21 protein-coding genes are annotated in these 18,149 nt (G+C 60.1%); 10 read left to right on the top strand and 11 right to left on the bottom strand.

Translation table 11 applies throughout. From position 1 onward, the window contains the following. Positions 1-111 precede the first annotated feature (111 nt). The 5 genes from rpsU (at position 112) to EDF70_RS05510 (ending at position 2,550) form a co-directional block, all read left to right on the top strand. On the top strand, positions 112-363 hold the full coding sequence (gene rpsU, locus EDF70_RS05530; RefSeq protein ID WP_132272295.1) for a 30S ribosomal protein S21: 252 nt from the start codon (positions 112-114) through the stop codon (positions 361-363). Between the two features lie 91 nt (positions 364-454). Continuing rightward, on the top strand, positions 455-679 hold the full coding sequence (locus EDF70_RS05525; protein WP_132272294.1) for a hypothetical protein: 225 nt from the start codon (positions 455-457) through the stop codon (positions 677-679). A gap of 342 nt (positions 680-1,021) precedes the next feature. Next, positions 1,022-1,276, top strand: coding sequence for a hypothetical protein (locus tag EDF70_RS05520; protein WP_132272293.1), 255 nt, complete (start codon positions 1,022-1,024; stop codon positions 1,274-1,276). A 179-nt stretch (positions 1,277-1,455) separates the two neighbouring features. Next, the gene (locus EDF70_RS05515) at positions 1,456-1,689 is read left to right on the top strand and encodes a hypothetical protein (protein ID WP_132272292.1); all 234 of its coding nucleotides are present in this window, start codon (positions 1,456-1,458) and stop codon (positions 1,687-1,689) included. A gap of 183 nt (positions 1,690-1,872) precedes the next feature. After that, positions 1,873-2,550, top strand: coding sequence for a DUF922 domain-containing protein (locus EDF70_RS05510; RefSeq protein WP_132272291.1), 678 nt, complete (start codon positions 1,873-1,875; stop codon positions 2,548-2,550). 4 nt (positions 2,551-2,554) lie between these two features. Here EDF70_RS05510 and dusA read toward each other — a convergent pair whose 3' ends face one another. Next, entirely contained in the window at positions 2,555-3,592 is a 1,038-nt protein-coding gene (gene dusA, locus EDF70_RS05505) for a tRNA dihydrouridine(20/20a) synthase DusA (RefSeq protein WP_132272290.1), read from the bottom strand. 160 nt (positions 3,593-3,752) lie between these two features. Between dusA and EDF70_RS05500 the strand changes: the two genes are divergently transcribed. From EDF70_RS05500 to EDF70_RS05490, 3 genes are all read left to right on the top strand, one after another. Next, a complete protein-coding gene (locus EDF70_RS05500) occupies positions 3,753-4,439 on the top strand; it encodes a fumarylacetoacetate hydrolase family protein (RefSeq protein WP_132272289.1) in 687 nt (228 codons plus the stop codon). A gap of 23 nt (positions 4,440-4,462) precedes the next feature. After that, the gene (locus EDF70_RS05495; protein ID WP_132272288.1) at positions 4,463-4,990 is read left to right on the top strand and encodes a gamma carbonic anhydrase family protein; all 528 of its coding nucleotides are present in this window, start codon (positions 4,463-4,465) and stop codon (positions 4,988-4,990) included. Positions 4,991-5,108: 118 nt separating this feature from the next. Next, positions 5,109-6,341, top strand: coding sequence for a GGDEF domain-containing protein (locus tag EDF70_RS05490; protein ID WP_132272287.1), 1,233 nt, complete (start codon positions 5,109-5,111; stop codon positions 6,339-6,341). Positions 6,342-6,344: 3 nt separating this feature from the next. On the opposite strand, the gene EDF70_RS05485 is transcribed toward EDF70_RS05490, so the two are convergent. Genes EDF70_RS05485 through EDF70_RS05475 form a run of 3 tightly spaced genes read right to left on the bottom strand, consistent with a single transcriptional unit; the run spans position 6,345 to position 8,495 of the window. Beyond that, positions 6,345-6,764, bottom strand: coding sequence for a Fur family transcriptional regulator (locus EDF70_RS05485; protein ID WP_132272286.1), 420 nt, complete (start codon positions 6,762-6,764; stop codon positions 6,345-6,347). After that, positions 6,761-7,588: a zinc ABC transporter permease subunit ZnuB gene (znuB, locus tag EDF70_RS05480; RefSeq protein WP_132272579.1), complete on the bottom strand. Its 828-nt coding sequence runs from the start codon at positions 7,586-7,588 to the stop codon at positions 6,761-6,763. Before znuB ends, EDF70_RS05485 begins: the two co-directional genes overlap by 4 nt. After that, positions 7,581-8,495 (bottom strand): metal ABC transporter ATP-binding protein, encoded by a 915-nt coding sequence (locus EDF70_RS05475; RefSeq protein WP_132272580.1) that lies wholly within the window; start codon positions 8,493-8,495, stop codon positions 7,581-7,583. Before EDF70_RS05475 ends, znuB begins: the two co-directional genes overlap by 8 nt. A gap of 163 nt (positions 8,496-8,658) precedes the next feature. Between EDF70_RS05475 and znuA the strand changes: the two genes are divergently transcribed. Continuing rightward, positions 8,659-9,699, top strand: a complete 1,041-nt coding sequence (znuA, locus tag EDF70_RS05470; protein ID WP_132272285.1) for a zinc ABC transporter substrate-binding protein ZnuA — start codon at positions 8,659-8,661, stop codon at positions 9,697-9,699. A gap of 87 nt (positions 9,700-9,786) precedes the next feature. Here the strand turns inward: znuA and EDF70_RS05465 are convergent, their stop codons facing one another. The 3 genes from EDF70_RS05465 to gndA form a co-directional block, all read right to left on the bottom strand. Further along, entirely contained in the window at positions 9,787-10,143 is a 357-nt protein-coding gene (locus tag EDF70_RS05465; RefSeq protein WP_132272284.1) for an RcnB family protein, read from the bottom strand. 165 nt (positions 10,144-10,308) lie between these two features. Then, entirely contained in the window at positions 10,309-11,343 is a 1,035-nt protein-coding gene (gene mgrA, locus EDF70_RS05460) for an L-glyceraldehyde 3-phosphate reductase (protein ID WP_132272283.1), read from the bottom strand. A gap of 127 nt (positions 11,344-11,470) precedes the next feature. Next, positions 11,471-12,907 carry an NADP-dependent phosphogluconate dehydrogenase gene (gene gndA / locus EDF70_RS05455; protein WP_132272282.1) on the bottom strand — a complete coding sequence of 479 codons (1,437 nt, stop codon included), beginning with the start codon at positions 12,905-12,907 and terminating at the stop codon, positions 11,471-11,473. Between the two features lie 183 nt (positions 12,908-13,090). On the opposite strand from gndA, the gene EDF70_RS05450 reads away from it, so the two are divergent. Next, entirely contained in the window at positions 13,091-13,492 is a 402-nt protein-coding gene (locus tag EDF70_RS05450; protein ID WP_132272281.1) for an SRPBCC family protein, read from the top strand. Between the two features lie 2 nt (positions 13,493-13,494). Here EDF70_RS05450 and EDF70_RS05445 read toward each other — a convergent pair whose 3' ends face one another. From EDF70_RS05445 to EDF70_RS05430, 4 genes are all read right to left on the bottom strand, one after another. Then, positions 13,495-14,433: a lipid A biosynthesis lauroyl acyltransferase gene (locus tag EDF70_RS05445; protein ID WP_132272280.1), complete on the bottom strand. Its 939-nt coding sequence runs from the start codon at positions 14,431-14,433 to the stop codon at positions 13,495-13,497. A 4-nt stretch (positions 14,434-14,437) separates the two neighbouring features. Then, complete coding sequence (locus EDF70_RS05440; protein WP_132272279.1) at positions 14,438-15,466, bottom strand: zinc-binding dehydrogenase; 1,029 nt, start codon at positions 15,464-15,466, stop codon at positions 14,438-14,440. A 157-nt stretch (positions 15,467-15,623) separates the two neighbouring features. Next, positions 15,624-16,910, bottom strand: coding sequence for a beta-ketoacyl-ACP synthase (locus tag EDF70_RS05435; protein ID WP_132272278.1), 1,287 nt, complete (start codon positions 16,908-16,910; stop codon positions 15,624-15,626). A 10-nt stretch (positions 16,911-16,920) separates the two neighbouring features. Beyond that, positions 16,921-18,114 (bottom strand): beta-ketoacyl-ACP synthase, encoded by a 1,194-nt coding sequence (locus EDF70_RS05430; RefSeq protein WP_207908231.1) that lies wholly within the window; start codon positions 18,112-18,114, stop codon positions 16,921-16,923. Positions 18,115-18,149 lie beyond the last annotated feature (35 nt).

Raw genomic sequence — 18,149 nt, 5'->3', positions numbered from 1 at the left:
TTGTTTTTCGCTTGCATGGGGTATCGACTGATCCCAGTCGTACGTGATTGCCGAATTGACGGCACCGAAACCAGGCACAGGCGGCAAAGCCGCTGCATAAAGGAGAATTTGTTGCAAGTACTCGTCAGGGACAACAACGTCGAACAGGCACTGCGCGTGCTCAAGAAGAAGCTGCAGCGCGAAGGCGTATTCCGCGAAATGAAGGCTCGCCAGGCTTTTGAGAAGCCTTCGGAAAAGCGCGCTCGCGAAAAGGCTGAGGCTATTCGTCGTTCCCGCAAGCTGGCCCGCAAGCAGGCCCAGCGCGAAGGTCTTCTGCCGGCCCCGAAGAAGAAAGTTATCGCGCGCGCTCCTGCTCGCGGATAAAGTCGATTGTGCGCCGCGCGGCTTTCCGCCGCGCGCCCACATCCATCGTACCGGCGGATCATCGCTTCAGGCACGAAACCGGGAGAACGGCATGACTGAGACAAAAGACCAGATCCTCAAGCCGGCAAAACTCTCCGCCCAGCAGAAAGCAGCGCAGACCAATTCCGTGGTGCGCGACATTCTCGATGCCGAAGTGACTGCACGCGAGAAGAAAACCGAAAAATTGCGCGCCATGCGCCTCGCGCAGACCGAGGAAGAAGCCGCTGCCAAACACGCAGCCGCACCCAAGGCGAAAAAGCGTACCGCATCCAAATAAGGCCTCGCCGCACGGTTATTACCTTGCTGCGCCTGAGTACAGTCAATTGACACCAAACATCGCGACGCGCTCAAACGCCAGTCGATGAGCAATTGAATATTTCAAAAAACGCGCGAGATGCTGTTCACGCGGCAAGTCGATCTGGCTGTCTGTAACGCACTTCAGACAATGCGCGCACCTCAGGGGAAATTTCCCCTATTTCGCAAAAATCCCAATCTTTTCATTGCCCGCTCTGCATCGTGACCTATGTCGCGCCTGCGGTCGTCCACGTGTCCCGTTCTTCGCATCGCGTGAGCGTGGTCGGCTTTCGATAATCAAAAGCATGCAAGAGGAAATACCCCAGTGAGCACCAGCCTGTTCAAGAACCCGCGCGCCCTTCTCGGCGGCGCGGCCGTCGCCGTTGTCGTGTTTTTCGCAAGCGCCCTGTTGATCGGTGGCGGCAGCGCCCCGGCCGCCCCGCAGCCGGGTTCGGTACAGGTTCGCGCCATCACCAAGGATAATGGCGTCAAGAACGTCACCATGTCCGTGGTGCTGGCGCTGGTTGGCGGCTTTTTCGCCGCCCGCGCCATCCATCGCCGCGGCAGCGCCAAAGCCTGATCTCTCTTCCGAGACACACTGACCATGAGGCCCGCTTCCGGCGGGCCTTTTCATATCCGCTGATCCCGAAACGGTACATCTGGGCATGCCATCAAGGCCTGCCTTAACCCTGCCCCTTCATCCTTCCTTGAGATGCCCCGCAGCATAAAGGTTTCGTCCATCAGGCTGGGAATTTGACAATGACGATCACGGCGGCGCTGAACACTTCGCTTTACGGTATGCAGACCCAGACGGAGCGGCTTTCCACCGCTGCCCACGGCATCGCCAACGCCTCCACGCCCGGCCATGACAGCGATCTCACCGGCGACATGCTCGACGTGCTGCAGGCCGAAACGCAATTTGCCGCCAATGCCTCCGTTTTCGAAACCGGCGCCGACATGTGGGACATGCTGATGACGGTGGCGAAGGATTGAGCGCGCGCCGAGACACAGCAAAGTCGGCCGTCGCGGCCTGACACAGCTTTCACCGACGAACCACAGTCGTTGGCTAAAACCGCTGAATTTGACAAGCAAGGATCGCCGAGAGACGAGCCTGTCCTCTCAACGGAGACCATCCAACCCCGTTGACAGCGGCGCCAAGCCAAGCGACACAAAACCATGTCGATCATCACCTCCCGTACGGCTATCGCTCTCGCTTCCTTTTTGGCGCTGCCCGCGCTTTCACACGCCCAAAGCACTCGAAGCTGGAAACCGGCCGAACAGGTCAGGACCTATGCCGTCACCGGCAAGACCGGCATCGAGCTCTACCAGTCGATCGGCGAACGTGGCCCGGCCGCCGGTGTCGGACAGGCGATCGCCCACACAACCTTCAAGCTGCTCTGGACTCGCGATTATCGCCCGCAGCCGAATGGTGCCTGCACGCTCGCCGTGGCGCGCCCTAGCCTCACCATAACCTATACCCTCCCCAAAGGTCCGTCCTCGCTGCCGGCAGACACCAAAACCCGCTGGACGGATTTCATCGAAGGCGTGGAAAAACACGAACGCGTCCACGGCCAGCATATTCTCGAGATGGTCGAAAAGATCGAAACCTTCAGCATCGGCCTGACGGCGGAAAACGATCCGAAATGCACCAGGGTGCGCGAGGTGCTGCAGGCGAAACTCAAGGAATTTTCAGACGAGCAGCGTCAGCGCGGCCGTGATTTCGACGCGGTGGAACTGTCGCCGGGTGGCGCGGTGCACCAGCTCATTCTCGCGCTGGTCAACCCACCCGGCGCACCGCCGATCGAGATGAAGGCGAAGCCGACACCGCTGCCCGGCATCAAAACCATGCCATGAGGTTCTATTCGGCAGCGACGGCCTGCCGTTTCGGCCCGGCCTCCAGATCGACAGCGGCAAAGGCAGCCTCGATCACCGCCGTCGTGGCTCCCGGCTTCGTTGCATCCGACGACAGGATCTGACGGAAGCGTCGCGCACCCGCAAAGCCCTGAAAGAGGCCGACCATATGCCGCGTGACATGGTTCAGGCGTCCGCCCGACGCCATCACATCATCGGCATAGGCCATCATCGTGTCACGCAGCGCCAACCAGTCGACATCTGTGGTGTTAGTCCCTCCGGGACTCGAACCCCCAATCATCGCATCCACACCGGCCAGCAGACCGGTGTTGTGATAGGCGGCACGCCCCAGCATCACGCCATCCATCACCGCCAGATGATCTGCCGCCTGCTCCAGATCGATGATGCCGCCATTGATGCCGAGAAACACATCCGGGTTTTCGCGCTTCATGCGGTGCACGAGATCGTAATCGAGCGGCGGAATATCGCGGTTTTCTTTCGGCGAAAGCCCCTGCAGCCACGCCTTGCGGGCATGGATCCAGATGGCATCCGCACCTGCCCCGATCATGCGCGCCAGAAAGTCGGGCAGCACGGTTTCCGGCTCCTGATCATCAATGCCGATCCGGCATTTCACCGTTACCGGCACGGTCGCCACAGCCTTCATCGCCTCGATCAAAGAGGCCACATGGCCGGCATCGCGCATCAGGCACGCGCCAAAAGTACCCGACTGGACGCGGTCGGACGGACAGCCGACATTGAGATTGATCTCGTCATAACCGTAATCGGCGGCGATGCGCACGGCTTCGACGAGCTTTGCCGGATCGGATCCACCAAGCTGCAGCGCCACCGGATGCTCTTCTGCCGAATAGCCCAGCAGCCGGTCACGATTGCCGTGAATGATCGCATCCGCCACCACCATTTCGGTGTAAAGCAGAGCACGCTTCGACATCTGCCGGTGAAGGTACCGGCACCTCGAATCGGTCCAGTCGATCATGGGCGCAACGGCGAAAATCTTTTCGCCACGCTTCAGCGCGTCAGCATACATGGCAAGTCCTTTGAGATATGCGGCCGCTCATACAGCAAACGAAAAACTTTGGCCAGTTCAGTCCACCTGTCGCGAAAAAAGGCTATGATTGCGTGGAAATTTGCGGAACAAAGGCTTGGCCTTTCCAGAAGGCGATTTGTTTTTACAGGAGGACTTTTTCATGACCGCAACCGTCATCCCCATGCCCGCCCCCGTCCTCCTCGAAGTCGAAGGCACGTCTGACAAATTCCCCGTTCGCCGCGTCTATTGCGTCGGTCGCAACTATGCCGACCACGCCATCGAAATGGGCCACGACCCATCGCGCGAAGCCCCGTTCTTTTTCCAGAAGAATGCTGACAACGTCTATAACGGCGAAACTTTTCCTTACCCGCCGCTGTCATCCAACGTCCACTTCGAGGTCGAACTCGTCATGGCCCTGAAAGCCGGCGGCAGTGATATCGATGCGCAGGACGCGCTTGATTGCGTCTATGGTTACGGTGTCGGCATCGATTTCACCCGCCGCGACCTGCAGGACCAGATGAAGAAGGCCGGCCGTTCCTGGGAAGTCGCCAAGGCATTTGAAAAGTCCGCTCCCGTTTCGGCGCTGCTGCCGGTGGCAAAGGTCGGTCATCCGCAGGAAGGCGCCATCTGGCTGGAGGTCAACGGCGACCGCAAGCAGAACGGCGACATGAACCAGATGATCTGGAAGCTGCCGGAAATCATCGCCGAACTGTCGAAACAGTTCGAACTGGCCGCCGGCGATATCATCATGACCGGCACCCCGGCCGGCGTCGGTGCCGTCGTCAAGGGCGACAAGGTGGTCTGCGAAGCGGCCGGTGTCGGTCGTCTGGAACTGACCGTCGTTTAAAGCCCCCTTTGTGGAGAACCAGCATGCCGCTTTACGCCCTGGGAGATTTTCAACCGAAGACACCCGACGATGACCGTTACTGGTTGGCACCGGACGCACATGTCATCGGCAAGGTTTCACTGGGCGAAGATGTCGGCATCTGGTTCGGCGCGGTGCTGCGCGGCGATAACGAACTGATTTCGGTCGGCGCGCGCACAAACATTCAGGAAGGCGCCATGCTCCATACCGACATGGGCTATCCCGCAACGATCGGCACCGGCTGCACGATCGGCCACCATGCCATCATTCACGGCTGCACGATCGGCGACAATTCCCTGATCGGCATGGGCGCCACCATTCTCAACGGCGCAAGGATCGGCAACAACTGCCTCGTCGGCGCCAATGCACTGGTGACGGAAGGCAAGGAGTTTCCCGACGGCTCCCTGATCGTCGGTTCGCCCGCCCGCGCCATCCGCACGCTCGACGCGGACGCCATCGCCAGGCTGACGGTTTCCGCCGACAACTACGTGAAAAACTGGCATCGTTTTGCCGCAGACCTGCGTCCGCTTTGAGAACAGTTTAACCACTCGTTCACGCTGACATGAAGCCTTTGCTTCACACATATCGTATATTACCATCGACGCATGTAGTGACGCCCGCCGTGCCTTCGCGCGACCGCCATGGACACCGATGAACGATACACCTGAACAGCCACAGCAGAACACGACCGCCCTTCTGGATCGCGTCGGTCGACATCTTGCCCGCAAGAACCGGCCGCTCAGCTTCGATCCGGTGGTGGAAGCCGTGTTCCAGACGGACACCGCCGCCGACCGCAATCGTCAGACTATCGTCGCCGGTCTGTTCGCTCTGGTGTTCTTCAACGGTTTTATCGTTATCGACGCTATTACCAGACCGGAAATTCTCGGCATGTCCGCGCTGATCAGGCTCTGCTTCGTCACGCCAATCTGCCTTGCGGCGCTGTTCTGGCTGCGCCGCAGCCCGCCGCAATGGATCCGCGATTCGGTTCTCACCTGCTGCGCCATCCTGATTGCCCTCGGCTCGAATTATCTTCTCTACATCGCCACATCGGATGAGGCGCATTACAGCGCCTTCAGTTTCGGCCTGATCGTTATCGGCGCCAATATCGTCCTGCACATTGGCTTCAATGCAGCGCTGGCCACCACGGTCGGCTGTTGCGTCGTTACTGCGTTTTTCCTGCATGCCACACCCGATCTCAATTGGAGCGAACGCAACCTGCCGGTTTATTACATGGCAGCGATGGGCGTCATCACGCTGGTGGCCAACTACCGGCTGGAAGGCAATCTGCGCCACGCCTATCTGCTGATGCTGCGCGAACGCCTCAACGCACAGGAAGTCCGCCGTATCAACGAACAGCTCAACGCCTATTCATACACCGATGCGCTGACCGGCATCGCCAACCGTCGTCGCTTTGAACAATTCCTGCAGTCGGCATGGACGGAAGCCCTTGTCTCCGGCGAGACCATGTCGCTTCTCGTCATCGATGTGGATTTCTTCAAGCGCTACAACGACTCATTTGGTCATCCTGCCGGCGACGCCTGTCTTCAGCAGGTGGCGCGCGCCATTGAGGGCCAGACGCGCGGCGACAATGACTTGCCGGCGCGTCTCGGTGGCGAGGAATTTGCCGTCCTGCTGCGCCACACGGAGACGATACAGGCGGAAACCGCCGCCAGCCGCATTCACCGCGCCATGAGCCAGCTTGGTCTCTCGCACGGCCGGCCGGATGGCAATGGCTACGTCACGGTCAGCATAGGCCTTGCCTCGGCCACACCACGCCACGATGGCAGTGCCGCCGGTGAACTTGTGGAAGCGGCCGACAAGGCGCTCTATCAGGCCAAGCGTCACGGCCGTAACCGCACCATCCTGGCAGATCGCGCCGCCTGACGATCAGTGCATGCAGGCTTCGCAAAGCCCGCGGATCTCGATCGTCGTTTTGGAGGGCTTGAACTTGCGGTCCTTTGCCCAGCCGTTGAGGCGGTCGTCGATGGCGTGATCGTGAAACTCGTTCACCTGCCCGCAGCTCTCGCAGATCGCAAAGGCCACGGTGCCGTGGTGACCATGGCCGTGGCCATGCCCGCAGCAGCTCTCATTGGCATGCGCGCAGGCGACAAATGAGTTGAGGCTTTCTAGCCGATGGGCAATGCCCATTTCGATCAGCTTGTCGAGCGCCCGGTAGACTTGCAAAGGTGCGCGAAAACCCTGGTCGCGCAGCTTGTCCAAAATGGTATAGGCGCTGACCGGCGCCTCGGAACGCGTCAGCACGTCCAGTACCAGAGTCTGGTTTTTGGTCAGTGTCGGCGTATTCATGAGCGACCTCCGGATGTCGTGCCGCCATCGGCGAGGTTTTTAGCCCTGCCCGGCAAAAGGCTGAGGATGAAGAGGATGAGCGCCGCGACCACGATCGATGGTCCGGACGGTGTGTCATAGGTCAGCGACCCGAACAAGCCGCCCACCACGGCGATGACGCCGATCAGCGACGACAGCACTGCCATGCCTTCCGGCGCGGAGGAAAAGCGCCGTGCCGTCGCGGCCGGGATGATCAGCAGTGCGGTGATCAGCATGATGCCGACGATCTTCATGGCAATGGCGATGACGAGTGCCATCAACAGCATGAACAGCAGTCGCGCCCGTTCGGGCTTCAGGCCTTCGGCTTCGGCAATATCGGCGCTCACCGTCGAGGCGATCAGCGGACGCCACAGGACCACGAGGGCCGCGAGTACGAACAGGCCGCCGCCCCAGATCAGTGCGATATCGGCCGGCGTCACCGCCAGAATGTCACCAAACAGGAAAGCGATCAGATCGATGCGCACCCAGCTCATGAAGGCAACCATGACAAGGCCAATCGCCAGCGTCGAATGCGAAAGAATGCCGAGAAGCGCGTCGGCGGACAGCGCCTGGCGTTTCTGCAGAACCAGCAGCAGCAGCGAGACTACGACAGCGACGCCAAACACGCTGACCAGAAGGTTGATGTCCAGCAGCAGCGACAGCGCCACGCCGAGCAATGCCGAATGCGCGATCGTATCGCCAAAATAGGCCATGCGGCGCCAAACGACAAAACAACCGAGAGGCCCCGTCGTCAGTGCCAATCCGATGCCGGCGAGCAAAGCGCGGAAAAAGAAATCGTCAAGCATGATGATGCCCCTTGCCGCCGGCATGCGTGTGATCGCCATGCTGATGTTCATGGCTGTGATCATCGTCGTGATGTTCATGACCATGACCGGCGTGCTCATGATGATGACCATCATCGGGATGGCAGTGATCGGTCACCGATCCATCCTTGTGCTGCACACGGCCATCCGGCAGATGCGTGTGGTCATGACGGTGACTGTAGACGGCAAGTCCGGCGCCGACATTGCCGAACAGCCGACGATAATCGTCGCTGCGGCTCACGGCCTCAGGCGTGCCGCGGCAGCAGACATGGCCGTTGAGGCAGATCACCGTATCGGTATCGGCCATCACCATATGCAGGTCGTGGGAAATCAGCAGAATGCCACAGCCTGTCTTGTTGCGGATGGTGCGGATCAGTTCGTAAAGCGCGCTTTCCCCGGCAAAATCGACGCCCTGCACCGGCTCGTCGAGAACCAGCAGGTCGGGATTACGGGCGATCGCCCGCGCCAGCAGCGCCCGCTGGAATTCGCCGCCGGAGAGGTGGCGCACTTCGGCATCAACCAGATGCGGGATACCGACATCGGTCAGCGCCGCCATCAGGCTCGCATCGTCCAGCTTGGCTGTCAGCCGCATCAATCGCCGAACGGAAAGCGGCATGGTCCAGTCGATCGCCAGCTTCTGCGGCACATAACCGATGGTGAGCGAAGCCTTGCGGTCGACCTTTCCCTCATCGGCGCGCAGCACGCCGATCGCCATCTTCGCAGTCGTCGATTTGCCGGCACCGTTGGGACCGATCAGGGTGACGATCTCGCCGCGATGAATGGAAAGATCGACACCACGCACCAGCCAGCGGCCGTTGCGGCGTATTCCGGCCCCTGCCAGCGTGACCAGTTCGTCACCTTTCTGGCGATCCTGAGCCGCGGTCTGCATCAGCATAAATTTCTTCCTGTCCTGTGTTGCCACCAGCTATGCCACACGTTATAGAATAACACAACGAACGTAATAACATTACATCGTTATGCCAGGCGCCTTACGCAAGGCCCGGCAACACCGAACACAGACCAATCTGTCCCTGAGGGGCAAGGAGAACCGCATGAAAGCAGTCGCCACTCCCATCGTCGCCACCTTTGCAGCCTCCATGGCGCTGCTGATGGCCGGGACTGCCTCCGCAACCCCGAATGTCGTCGTGTCGATCAAGCCGATCCATTCGCTGGTTGCCTCCATCATAAAAGGCGTCGCCGAACCGAAGCTGATCGTCGAAGGCGCCGCCTCGCCGCACACCTATTCGATGAAGCCATCGAACGCCCGTGCCATCCAGAATGCCGATCTGATCTTCTGGATGGGACCGAACCTCGAAGCCTTCCTCGACAAGCCCTTGGACGCGCTTGCCGGGTCCAAGACCGTTGTCGCTCTGTCGGATTCCCCAGACCTGCAGAAACTGCCGTTCCGTGAAGGTGGCCCGTTCGAGGCGCATGACCACGGCCATGAGGGCCACGAGCACGAAGGCGAACATGCCGAAGGTCACGACCACGCGCATGAAGGCGAGCACGCCAACGCCGATCATGCCAAGGGCGAAGCCCATGCCGAACATGATCACGACCATGAACATGGTGGTTTCGACGCGCATGTCTGGCTCGATCCGCTCAATGCAAAGGTGATCGGTCGTGAGATCGCAAAACGCCTTGCCGAAGCCGATCCGGAACATGCCAAGCAATATGAAGACAACGCTGCCGGCCTGATGCGCCAGCTGGACGAACTGGATGCCGAGATCAAGGCCACGGTCGCACCGGTCAAGGACAAGCCGTTCATCGTTTTCCACGACGCCTACCAATATTTCGAAAAGCGGTACGAGGTGAAGGTGGCCGGCTCGATCACGGTAAGCCCGGAGACGCTGCCGGGCGCCGAGCGCATCGGCGAGATCCACAAGAAGGTGACCGAACTCGGCGCGACCTGCGTCTTTGCCGAGCCGCAGTTCACGCCAAAACTGGTCAATGTCGTTCTGGAAGGAACACCGGCAAAGGCCGGCACGCTCGATCCGGAAGCAGCGACGCTGAAGGAAGGTCCGGACCTTTATTTCCAGCTGATGCGCGGCATCGCGGAATCGATGAAGACCTGCCTGTCCGGCAAGGCCTGATAGTGCATAACAATACCGCCTCCTCGCGCATGGTGGAGACGGTTAGACCGGCAGGGAAAGAAGGCACTCCCTGCCGGTCGTCTTATATCAACGGCCGGCGATGATCGACGAGATCAGGCCCGACGTGATGCCAATCAGCAGGAATTCGTTATTGTCGGCACGAACCCAGCGATAACCACGCGGCGGTGCATTCAGGCGGTAGCGGCGATAATCGCGAACCTCGGCCATGTGGCGACGCTCGGCAGGGCTGAGGCGATGACCGCGGCTCCAGCGCTTCTTGACGACAGTGCGCTCCCTGACAACCTTTTTGGTCACGACACGGCGATCGTCGCGGTGATCCCAGCGGTCGTTATGGCTTGGCGGGGCAGCATTGGCGACCGAAGAAAAGGCGACCGGGCTGAAAATGAAGGTGGCGGAAAGCAGAACGGCTGCAAGCTTTTTCATGATGGTATCCTCTGTTGTCTATGAGGAGACCCTAGGCGCCAGGTGATGAACCGAAAATGAACTGAATATTACATTTTCGTAAGTATTCAGAATGGCTTGCTGCGCGAAGTTGATGCGAAACATGCAAAAACCGCCGGCACCACAAAGGCACCGGCGGCTTGATGATCAGGCTTTCAGTTCAGCCGACTTTGCCCAGAGATTGATATCGGCTTCGCGAGCATAGCTGTCGATTTCCGCCAGTTCCTCCGCGCTGAAATCCGGGTTGTCGAGCGCCTTCACGCAATCGACGACCTGCTCCGGCCGGCTGGCACCGATCAGCGCCGTCGTCACGCGACCGCCGCGCAGCACCCAGGCAATCGCCATCTGCGCCAGCGTCTGGCCACGGCGTTCCGCGATGGCATTGAGCGCCTGCAGGTTGGCGACATTCTTCTCGTTGAGGAAGGCCGGGCGCAGCGACTTGCCCTGCGCGGCGCGGCTGTCTTCCGGAATGCCGCCGAGATATTTAGACGTCAGCATGCCCTGCGCCAATGGCGAGAACACGATGGAGCCGGCGCCGACATCATCCAGCGTATCGAGCAGATTGTCTTCCTCGACCCAGCGATTGATCATCGAATAGCTCGGCTGATGAATGAGCAGCGGCGTGCCGAGTTGCTTGAGGATGGCTGCCGCCTCGCGGGTTCGCTTGGAATTGTAGGACGAGATGCCGACGTAAAGCGCCCTGCCCGAGCGGACGATATGGTCAAGCGCTCCGCAGGTTTCTTCCAACGGCGTATCCGGATCGAAGCGGTGCGAATAGAAGATATCGACGTAATCCAGCCCCATGCGCTTCAGGCTCTGGTCACAGGACGAGATCAGATATTTGCGGCTGCCCCACTCGCCATACGGTCCCGGCCACATGTTGTAACCAGCCTTGGAGGAGATGATCAGCTCATCGCGATACCCATGAAAGTCCTCGCGCAAAATCTGGCCGAACGCGGTCTCGGCGCTGCCCGGCAGCGGACCATAGTTGTTGGCGAGATCGAAATGGGTGATGCCGAGATCAAATGCCTGACGGCAGATCGCCACCTTGCGCTCACGCGGCGTGTCATCGCCGAAATTGTGCCAGAGACCGAGCGAGATCGCCGGCAGCTTCAGGCCGGATTGTCCGCAGCGGTTATATTTCATGGTATCGTAGCGATTGTCAGCCGGTTTCCAGGCCATATCGAAATCCTCCTGTTGTAACTATCGCAGTACCGAAATCAGTACCCGCCGCTTGCGTCCTTGTCCCCGCGACCGGCAGACGCAGAAAGGCCCGCCTAAAGACGGGCCTTTCGTTATGTCAGATTGATCAGGCGAAATCTGCCAGACCGCTGCCCCAAGGGCCATGGTGCTTGTCCAGGCCATCGACGCGGTCAAAGCCATGCGCGCCGAAAAAGTCGCGCTGCGCCTGGATGAGGTTGGCGGTGCCACGACCACGACGATAGGCGTCGAAGTAGGACAGAGCCGACGACAGAGCCGGAACCGACAGACCGGACATGATGGCCGTCGAGACGACACGACGCAGCGATGCGTCGGTTTCTTCGACCAGTTGCGCGAAGGCAGGCGTCACGATGAGGTTTGCGACATCCGGGTCCTTGGTGAAGGCCGAGGTGATCTCGTCGAGGAACTGCGAGCGGATGATGCAGCCGGCGCGCCAGATCTTGGCGATCGTCGGCATCGGCAGGCTCCAGTCATATTCCTTGGACGCGGCAGCCATGACGGCAAAGCCCTGCGCATAAGCCGCGATCTTGGCCGCCAGAAGCGCGTTTTCGAGATCGTCAAGGAAGCTGATGCCATCCGTGGACGGCATCGCCGTCGTGTTCGGCAGGCCAAGGATCTTTTCGGCGGCTTCACGTTCCGCCTTCTGCGACGACAGGATGCGACCGGCAACGGCTGCTTCGATCGCGGTTGCGGCGACGCCCATGTTCTGGGCCTCGATCACCGACCATTTGCCGGTACCCTTCTGGCCAGCCTGGTCGACGATGACGTCCACCATCGGCTTGCCGGAAATCGGGTCATTGGCCATCAGCACCTTTTCGGAGATTTCGATCAGGTAGGAATTCAGACGACCGGTATTCCACTTGCCAAACACCTGGCCGATCTCGGGCGCCGAAAGCTTCAGGCCGTCGCGCAGGATGCCGTAGATTTCGGCGATCATCTGCATGTCGGCATATTCGATGCCATTGTGGATGGTCTTGACGAAGTGACCGGCGCCATTTTCACCGAGCCAGGCAACGCAGGGCTCATCGTTGAACTTGGCCGAGATCGACGTCAGCACCTTTTCGACGCGCTTCCAGCTCTCTTCGGTACCGCCGACCATGATCGACGGCCCGTGGCGAGCACCTTCTTCGCCGCCCGAAACGCCCATGCCGATAAAGGTCAGGCCGCTGTCCTTGAGATTGTCGAAACGACGCATCGTGTCGCGGAAATTGGCATTGCCGGCATCGATCATGATGTCGTTATCGGCCAGATACGGCTTCAGCAGTTCCATCTGCTGATCGACCGGGTCACCGGCCTTGATCATGATGATGATCGGGCGTGGCGGACGGATAGCGGCGACGAATTCCTCAAGCGTTTCGCAAGGAATGATATTCTTCTGCAGATCGCCGGCTTCGGCGAAAAATTTTCGGGTTGCTTCCGGTGATCGGTTGAAGACCGCGATGCGGTTGCCTTTTTCAGCAATGTTGAGGGCGAGGTTGGAGCCCATGACTCCAAGACCGATAAGACCGATTTCTGCCTGTTCCAAGACGAAGCCTCCATTTACAAATCGCAAGGTGTTTTGGCACTCAAACGTTCCCGCGGCAAGGTCGGTGGCACCTGAAACGATTAAATTTCGATGACAGCCAATGTCGCGTGCGAGACATCCGCGCAAACATTGCCTCCTTGATCTGCGACGCTATCTTTTAACCGCCAGAGCGGGAGGAGCCTCATGACCACGATGCCGGTAAAGATCGTCCATGTCGCAATCGAGCGGGATTGGCGCCACGTCTACGACTATGCGCACAGACCGGAAAACATGCGCCACTGGGCGGCAGGCCTTGCCGCCGGTTTCACCCCCGATGGCGAGGACTGGCTGGCTGATGGCGGGCCGCTCGGCACCATCCGCGTCAGGTTCGCACCCCGCAATACGGAGGGCGTCGTCGACCATACGGTGACGCTTCCCGACGGCCAGTCGGTTCACAATGTATTGAGGGTGGTGCCAAACGGCGATGGCGCGGAAGTCATCTTCATGGTGCTGCACCTGCCCGGCACGACGGATGAGGCTTTCCGGGCCGACTGCGAGCATGTCCAGAAAGACCTGAACACGCTGAAAACCATTCTCGAACAATAGGCCTATTGACGCTTCAGCGACTTCTTGATGTTCCAGCGGTCGTGATACCACAGCCATTGCTCGGGATATTCACGCGCCCAGCTCTCGACCTTGTCGTTGAGTATCTGCGCCGTCGCCTGCACGTCGACATTGCCTTTTTCATCACGCGGCACGTCGATGCGCGGTTCGATTTCCAGCCGGTAGCGATTGCCCGGCAGGCGGATGCAGCGGGCCGGATAAACCTCGGCGTCGAACTGGCGCACCAGTTTGGCCAAGAGCGGATTGGTCTGCACCGGCTGCCCGAAGAAGGACGTCTGCAGACCCTTCTGGAATTTCTGATCGACGAGAACGCCGACACCGCCACCCGCTTCCAACTGGCGCGCCAGGGCAAACGACGAACCGGCATGCGACGGAACGAGCTTGCCCATGCGGGCCGAGCGGAAAGAGAAGACTTTTTCGGCGATGTAAGGATTGTTCGGCGGCCGGAAAAGCACCGTCACCTTCTGCCCGAAGGCAGCGCCGGCCACCGGCAGAAGCTCGAAATTGCCGGTATGAGCGGTGAAGACGATGAACGGACGCGGATTGTCGCGCAGGTCTACGAAGACAGGAATGCCGGAAACCTCGACACGGCCGGGTTCGTCTCGCTCAGGATCAAAATCGAACAGACGGTCGAGAAAGACATATTCGGCAGCGAGCCGGCCCATATGGCCCCAGCTCCTTGCCGCGATATCCTGAAGCTCCGCCTCGCCCTTTTCGGGATAGGCGTTTTTCAGGTTGGTCATCATCAACCTGTGGCGAAAGGTGCGCGGACCAATCTTGCGCACCAGCCAGTCGGCAAAATTGATGGCCGGATCGGCCGGGAAGATTTTCAGCAGGTTAAGAAAACCGAAGGCGACCTGCGCCACCAGCCACTGCCGAAAATGCATCAGCGACAGAACGATCCGGGTGATGACCATCTTCACCGGATCAATCCATCCTCAGGATGATCTTGCCGAATACCTGGCGGCTTTCCATGCGTTCCAGCGCCTTGTCGATCGTGTCGAACGTGACTTCCGTATCGATCACGGGATGCACAATGCCGCGCGCCATCTTCTGCATGGCGTCAGCCATGTTTTCCATGCGGCAGCCGAACGAGCCGAGCAGCTTCAGCTGCTGCTGGAACAGCATCATCAGATTGACTTCGGTCGAAACGCCGGAGGTCGAGCCGCAGGTGACCAGACGACCACCACGCTTCAGGCAGAACATCGAGGCGGCAAACGTGTCCTTGCCGACATGTTCGAACACGACATCGACGCCCTTTTTCTTCGTCAGCTTGCGCACGACGCCTTCGAAGCGATCCTTGCGGTAGTTGATGACGTGATCGGCACCGAGCGCCTTGGCGCCCTCGATCTTGTCGTCGGAACCAACGGTGGTGATGACCGTGCAGCCGATCTTCTTGGCAAGCTGGATGGCTGCCGAACCGATGCCGGAACCGCCGGCATGGATGAGAATGGTTTCACCCGACTGAAGTTTTGCGTTGTCGAACAGCATGTGCTCGACCGTGCCGAACGTGACAGGAGCAAGGGCAGCGGCCACCGCATCGATGCCCGGAGGAGCCGGGACAAGCTGGCGGGCCGGGATGTTCATCTTTTCCTGGGCAAAGCCGTCGAGATGGAAACCGTGCACGCCGCCGACATGTTCGCACAGATTGTCACGGCCTTCGACGCAGTTCTTGCAGCGTCCGCAGATGCGCGCACCGTAGATGGCCACCAGATCACCCGGCAGAACGTTCGATACGCCCGGACCAATGGCCTCGACGACGCCGGATGCTTCCGCACCGATCGTCAGCGGCATCTTGCGCTTGGCAAACGCCATGCCGCGCCAGCCCCAGACGTCGATATGGTTGAGCGCAACCGCCTTGACGCGCAGCGTCACTTCACCGGGACCCGGCGCTTCCGGCTCAGGGATGTCCACGGCTTCAAGCTTGCGGTCGTCGATCAATTGCAGGGCGCGCATAACAAATATCCTTCGCCCGGAGGCGTAAACGTTCGTCTTGGCAAAGCATCAGGAGCCATTGATGGCTCACAAAACGCAATGCGTCTCGGAAATAGCATGAAGCGCCGCACGCCCTTTTTGGACGAAGACGGCGCTCCACAGGGATTAACGAAGGTCTCTAAGCCGGTTCAGCCGTCAAGACAAGGCTGGCATTCTGCCCACCGAAGCCGAACGAGTTCGAGATGACGGCCGAAACCTGTGCATCGCGCTTGACGTTCGGCACCACATCCAGCTCGATCGTCGGATCGGGGTTGTTGTAGTTGATCGTCGGCGGCAGCGTGCCGGTCAGCATGGTCTGAAGCGAGAATACCGCCTCGACTGCACCGGCCGCCGTCAGCGTATGGCCGATCATCGACTTGTTGGACGACAGCGGAATTTCCTTCAGACGATCGCCGAACACGGCGAGCATCGAACCATATTCCATCTTGTCGTTTTCCGGCGTCGAGGTGCCATGGGCATTGATGTAGCCGATATCGGCGCCGGTCATGCCGGCATCCTCAAGCGCTGCACGGATCGTGGCAATCGCCGGGCCGCCATCCGGTGACGAACGGGTGCGGTGGAAACTGTCGGCCTTTTCGCCGAGACCACTGACGACACCCAGAACCTTGGCGCCGCGGGCAATGGCGGATTCCAGCGATTCCAGAACCAGCGTTGCCGCACCTTCGGCGATGACAAAACCGTCGCGGTCCTTGGAAAACGGCTTGGAAGCCTTTTCCGGCGGATCGTTCTGGGTGGAAAGCGCCGAAAGCAGCGAGAAGCGGATCAGCGCTTCGGCACTGACAGAGCCGTCGGTCGCCGCCACAAGCGCCTTGTCGGTACGGCCCTGACGGATCGCCTCGACCCCGAGCTGAATTGCGGTCGCACCCGAGGCGCAAGCAGTGGACAACGTCACCGGCAAGCCGCGCGTGCCAAAACGGTCAGCGAGACGCTCGGAGATCGAGCCGAACTGTACGGCTTCGAGAAAGACCGGATCGGGACGTTCGCGCATGGCGGTGAGGAAACGGTCATAGGCATCGGCTTCACGCTCGGCCGGCGGTGCGCGGTCGGCCAGCGCAAAACGGTCGACCCATTCCGGCTCGACCGGCGGTGCGGCCAGGAACAGCGGACCATCGAAATCGCCCGAAAGACCAGCCTGCGCCAGTGCTTCGATGGTGGTTTCGCGGGCAAATGCATAGGAGCGTTCGACGGCGTTTTTCGCCGGGATATCGATAAAATCGACGGTGCCGCTGATTCGGGTCGAAAGACCTTCGGTCGGGAAGCGGGTGATGTTGTGAATGCCGGACTTGCCGGCCGTCAGCGCTGCCCAGTTATCGGTCAGCCCCTGCCCCAGCGAGGTGAGAACACCCATGCCGGTGACCGCCACGATCGGGCGGCCGAGATGATCCTTGAAGCGATTGTCGCTCATCACTGTCTCCTCACGCGTCAGACGACAGGGCAGCAAGGCCCTCGCCGCGCGTATAACCGACTGTGGTCACCACCGCGCGCTTGGCGGGCTTGGCCATCGGCTGCTCATTCTTTGCATCAAAGGCCGGAACGCTGGCCGCACCGTCAAGCGCAAGCGCTGCAAGCGCGAGACCAAGCGGAAACTGTGCTTCCATGCCGTGACCGGTGACGCCGCCATAACCGCGCAGCGTCGCACCCGGAAAAGCCTGCTCGAGAGCGGCCTTTTCCCGCACAGCCAATTCGACAACGCCGCTTGCGCCGGAAAATACGACCGTGTCTTCGGCAGCACCTGCAAGGCCTGCCATGCGTGCCAGACGCTTTTCGAGCTTGCCGTCGTCACGATTGCCACGATCGCCTTCAATGGCGTCGATCGCCGCATAGATATGCGCACCGCGTGCCGTCGCATGGGCGCGCTGTTCCAGCACCAGAAAGGCACCAACTGTGCCCATCATCATGCCGCCGCCATTGTCCGGCGAACGCGACCAGAGCGGCTGCCATTCACCCGTCGCATGGGCACGGATGCCTTCGACGAGCAGAAGAATATCGGCGCGTTCTGCAACGAAAGCACCACCAGCCAGCGTATGCGTGGACTGGCCGGACTTGATGCGATGGAAAGCCGTTTCGATGGCCGAAATGCCAGCCGCTTCTTCGCCCATAAAGGTGCGCGAGGACCCGGTGACCTTGTGAACGATGGAAATATTGCCGGCGAGAAGATTGGAGAGCTGGGCCAAGAACAGCGTCGGGCGCAGTTCTGTCGTCAGCTTTTCGTTGAGAAGCGCTTCGCGATCGTTGCGCTTCAGGCCTTCGTCAACGATCAGTGTGTCGACCTTGATGTCACGCTCGCCACCACCGGCAGCCACGATCATGTCCATGGAAGCACAGAGCTCTGCGTTTTCCTTCAGGCCCGCATCGTCGAGCGCCAGACCTGCCGAAAACACGCCGAGCCGCTGCCAGTTTTCCATCTGGCGCTGATCGCGCTTGGCGATCTGCGTCGACCAGTCGATTTCCGGCATGGGATGCACCGGATAGGGTGCAAAACGCTCGGTCTCGATACGCGGCACGATGGCCTGCGCTCCCGACAGAACCGCCACATGCGGTTCCTTGCCGACACCCAGGCAGCTCACGATACCGATACCGGTGATCACGACATCATTGTCAGACTTCATCATGTCCTCTTATCCCCGCCGGTTCAGCCCGGCAG

The sequence above is a fragment of the Neorhizobium sp. JUb45 genome (assembly GCF_004343585.1).
Classification (GTDB): Bacteria; Pseudomonadota; Alphaproteobacteria; order Rhizobiales; family Rhizobiaceae; genus Neorhizobium.
This window is presented reverse-complemented; position numbering and strand designations above follow the sequence as displayed.

Bases quoted from the DNA above. Each gene is read 5' to 3' on its own strand.
- EDF70_RS05435 (WP_132272278.1), bottom strand. From the start codon at position 16,910: ATGAGCGACAATCGCTTCAAGGATCATCTCGGCCGCCCGATCGTGGCG.
- EDF70_RS05490 (WP_132272287.1), top strand. From the start codon at position 5,109: ATGAACGATACACCTGAACAGCCACAGCAGAACACGACCGCCCTTCTG.
- znuB (WP_132272579.1), bottom strand. From the start codon at position 7,588: ATGCTTGACGATTTCTTTTTCCGCGCTTTGCTCGCCGGCATCGGATTG.
- EDF70_RS05495 (WP_132272288.1), top strand. From the start codon at position 4,463: ATGCCGCTTTACGCCCTGGGAGATTTTCAACCGAAGACACCCGACGAT.
- znuA (WP_132272285.1), top strand. From the start codon at position 8,659: ATGAAAGCAGTCGCCACTCCCATCGTCGCCACCTTTGCAGCCTCCATG.
- EDF70_RS05440 (WP_132272279.1), bottom strand. From the start codon at position 15,466: ATGCGCGCCCTGCAATTGATCGACGACCGCAAGCTTGAAGCCGTGGAC.
- dusA (WP_132272290.1), bottom strand. From the start codon at position 3,592: ATGTATGCTGACGCGCTGAAGCGTGGCGAAAAGATTTTCGCCGTTGCG.
- mgrA (WP_132272283.1), bottom strand. From the start codon at position 11,343: ATGGCCTGGAAACCGGCTGACAATCGCTACGATACCATGAAATATAAC.
- EDF70_RS05450 (WP_132272281.1), top strand. From the start codon at position 13,091: ATGACCACGATGCCGGTAAAGATCGTCCATGTCGCAATCGAGCGGGAT.
- EDF70_RS05500 (WP_132272289.1), top strand. From the start codon at position 3,753: ATGACCGCAACCGTCATCCCCATGCCCGCCCCCGTCCTCCTCGAAGTC.
- EDF70_RS05485 (WP_132272286.1), bottom strand. From the start codon at position 6,764: ATGAATACGCCGACACTGACCAAAAACCAGACTCTGGTACTGGACGTG.
- EDF70_RS05510 (WP_132272291.1), top strand. From the start codon at position 1,873: ATGTCGATCATCACCTCCCGTACGGCTATCGCTCTCGCTTCCTTTTTG.
- EDF70_RS05465 (WP_132272284.1), bottom strand. From the start codon at position 10,143: ATGAAAAAGCTTGCAGCCGTTCTGCTTTCCGCCACCTTCATTTTCAGC.
- EDF70_RS05430 (WP_207908231.1), bottom strand. From the start codon at position 18,114: ATGAAGTCTGACAATGATGTCGTGATCACCGGTATCGGTATCGTGAGC.
- EDF70_RS05515 (WP_132272292.1), top strand. From the start codon at position 1,456: ATGACGATCACGGCGGCGCTGAACACTTCGCTTTACGGTATGCAGACC.
- EDF70_RS05525 (WP_132272294.1), top strand. From the start codon at position 455: ATGACTGAGACAAAAGACCAGATCCTCAAGCCGGCAAAACTCTCCGCC.
- EDF70_RS05475 (WP_132272580.1), bottom strand. From the start codon at position 8,495: ATGCAGACCGCGGCTCAGGATCGCCAGAAAGGTGACGAACTGGTCACG.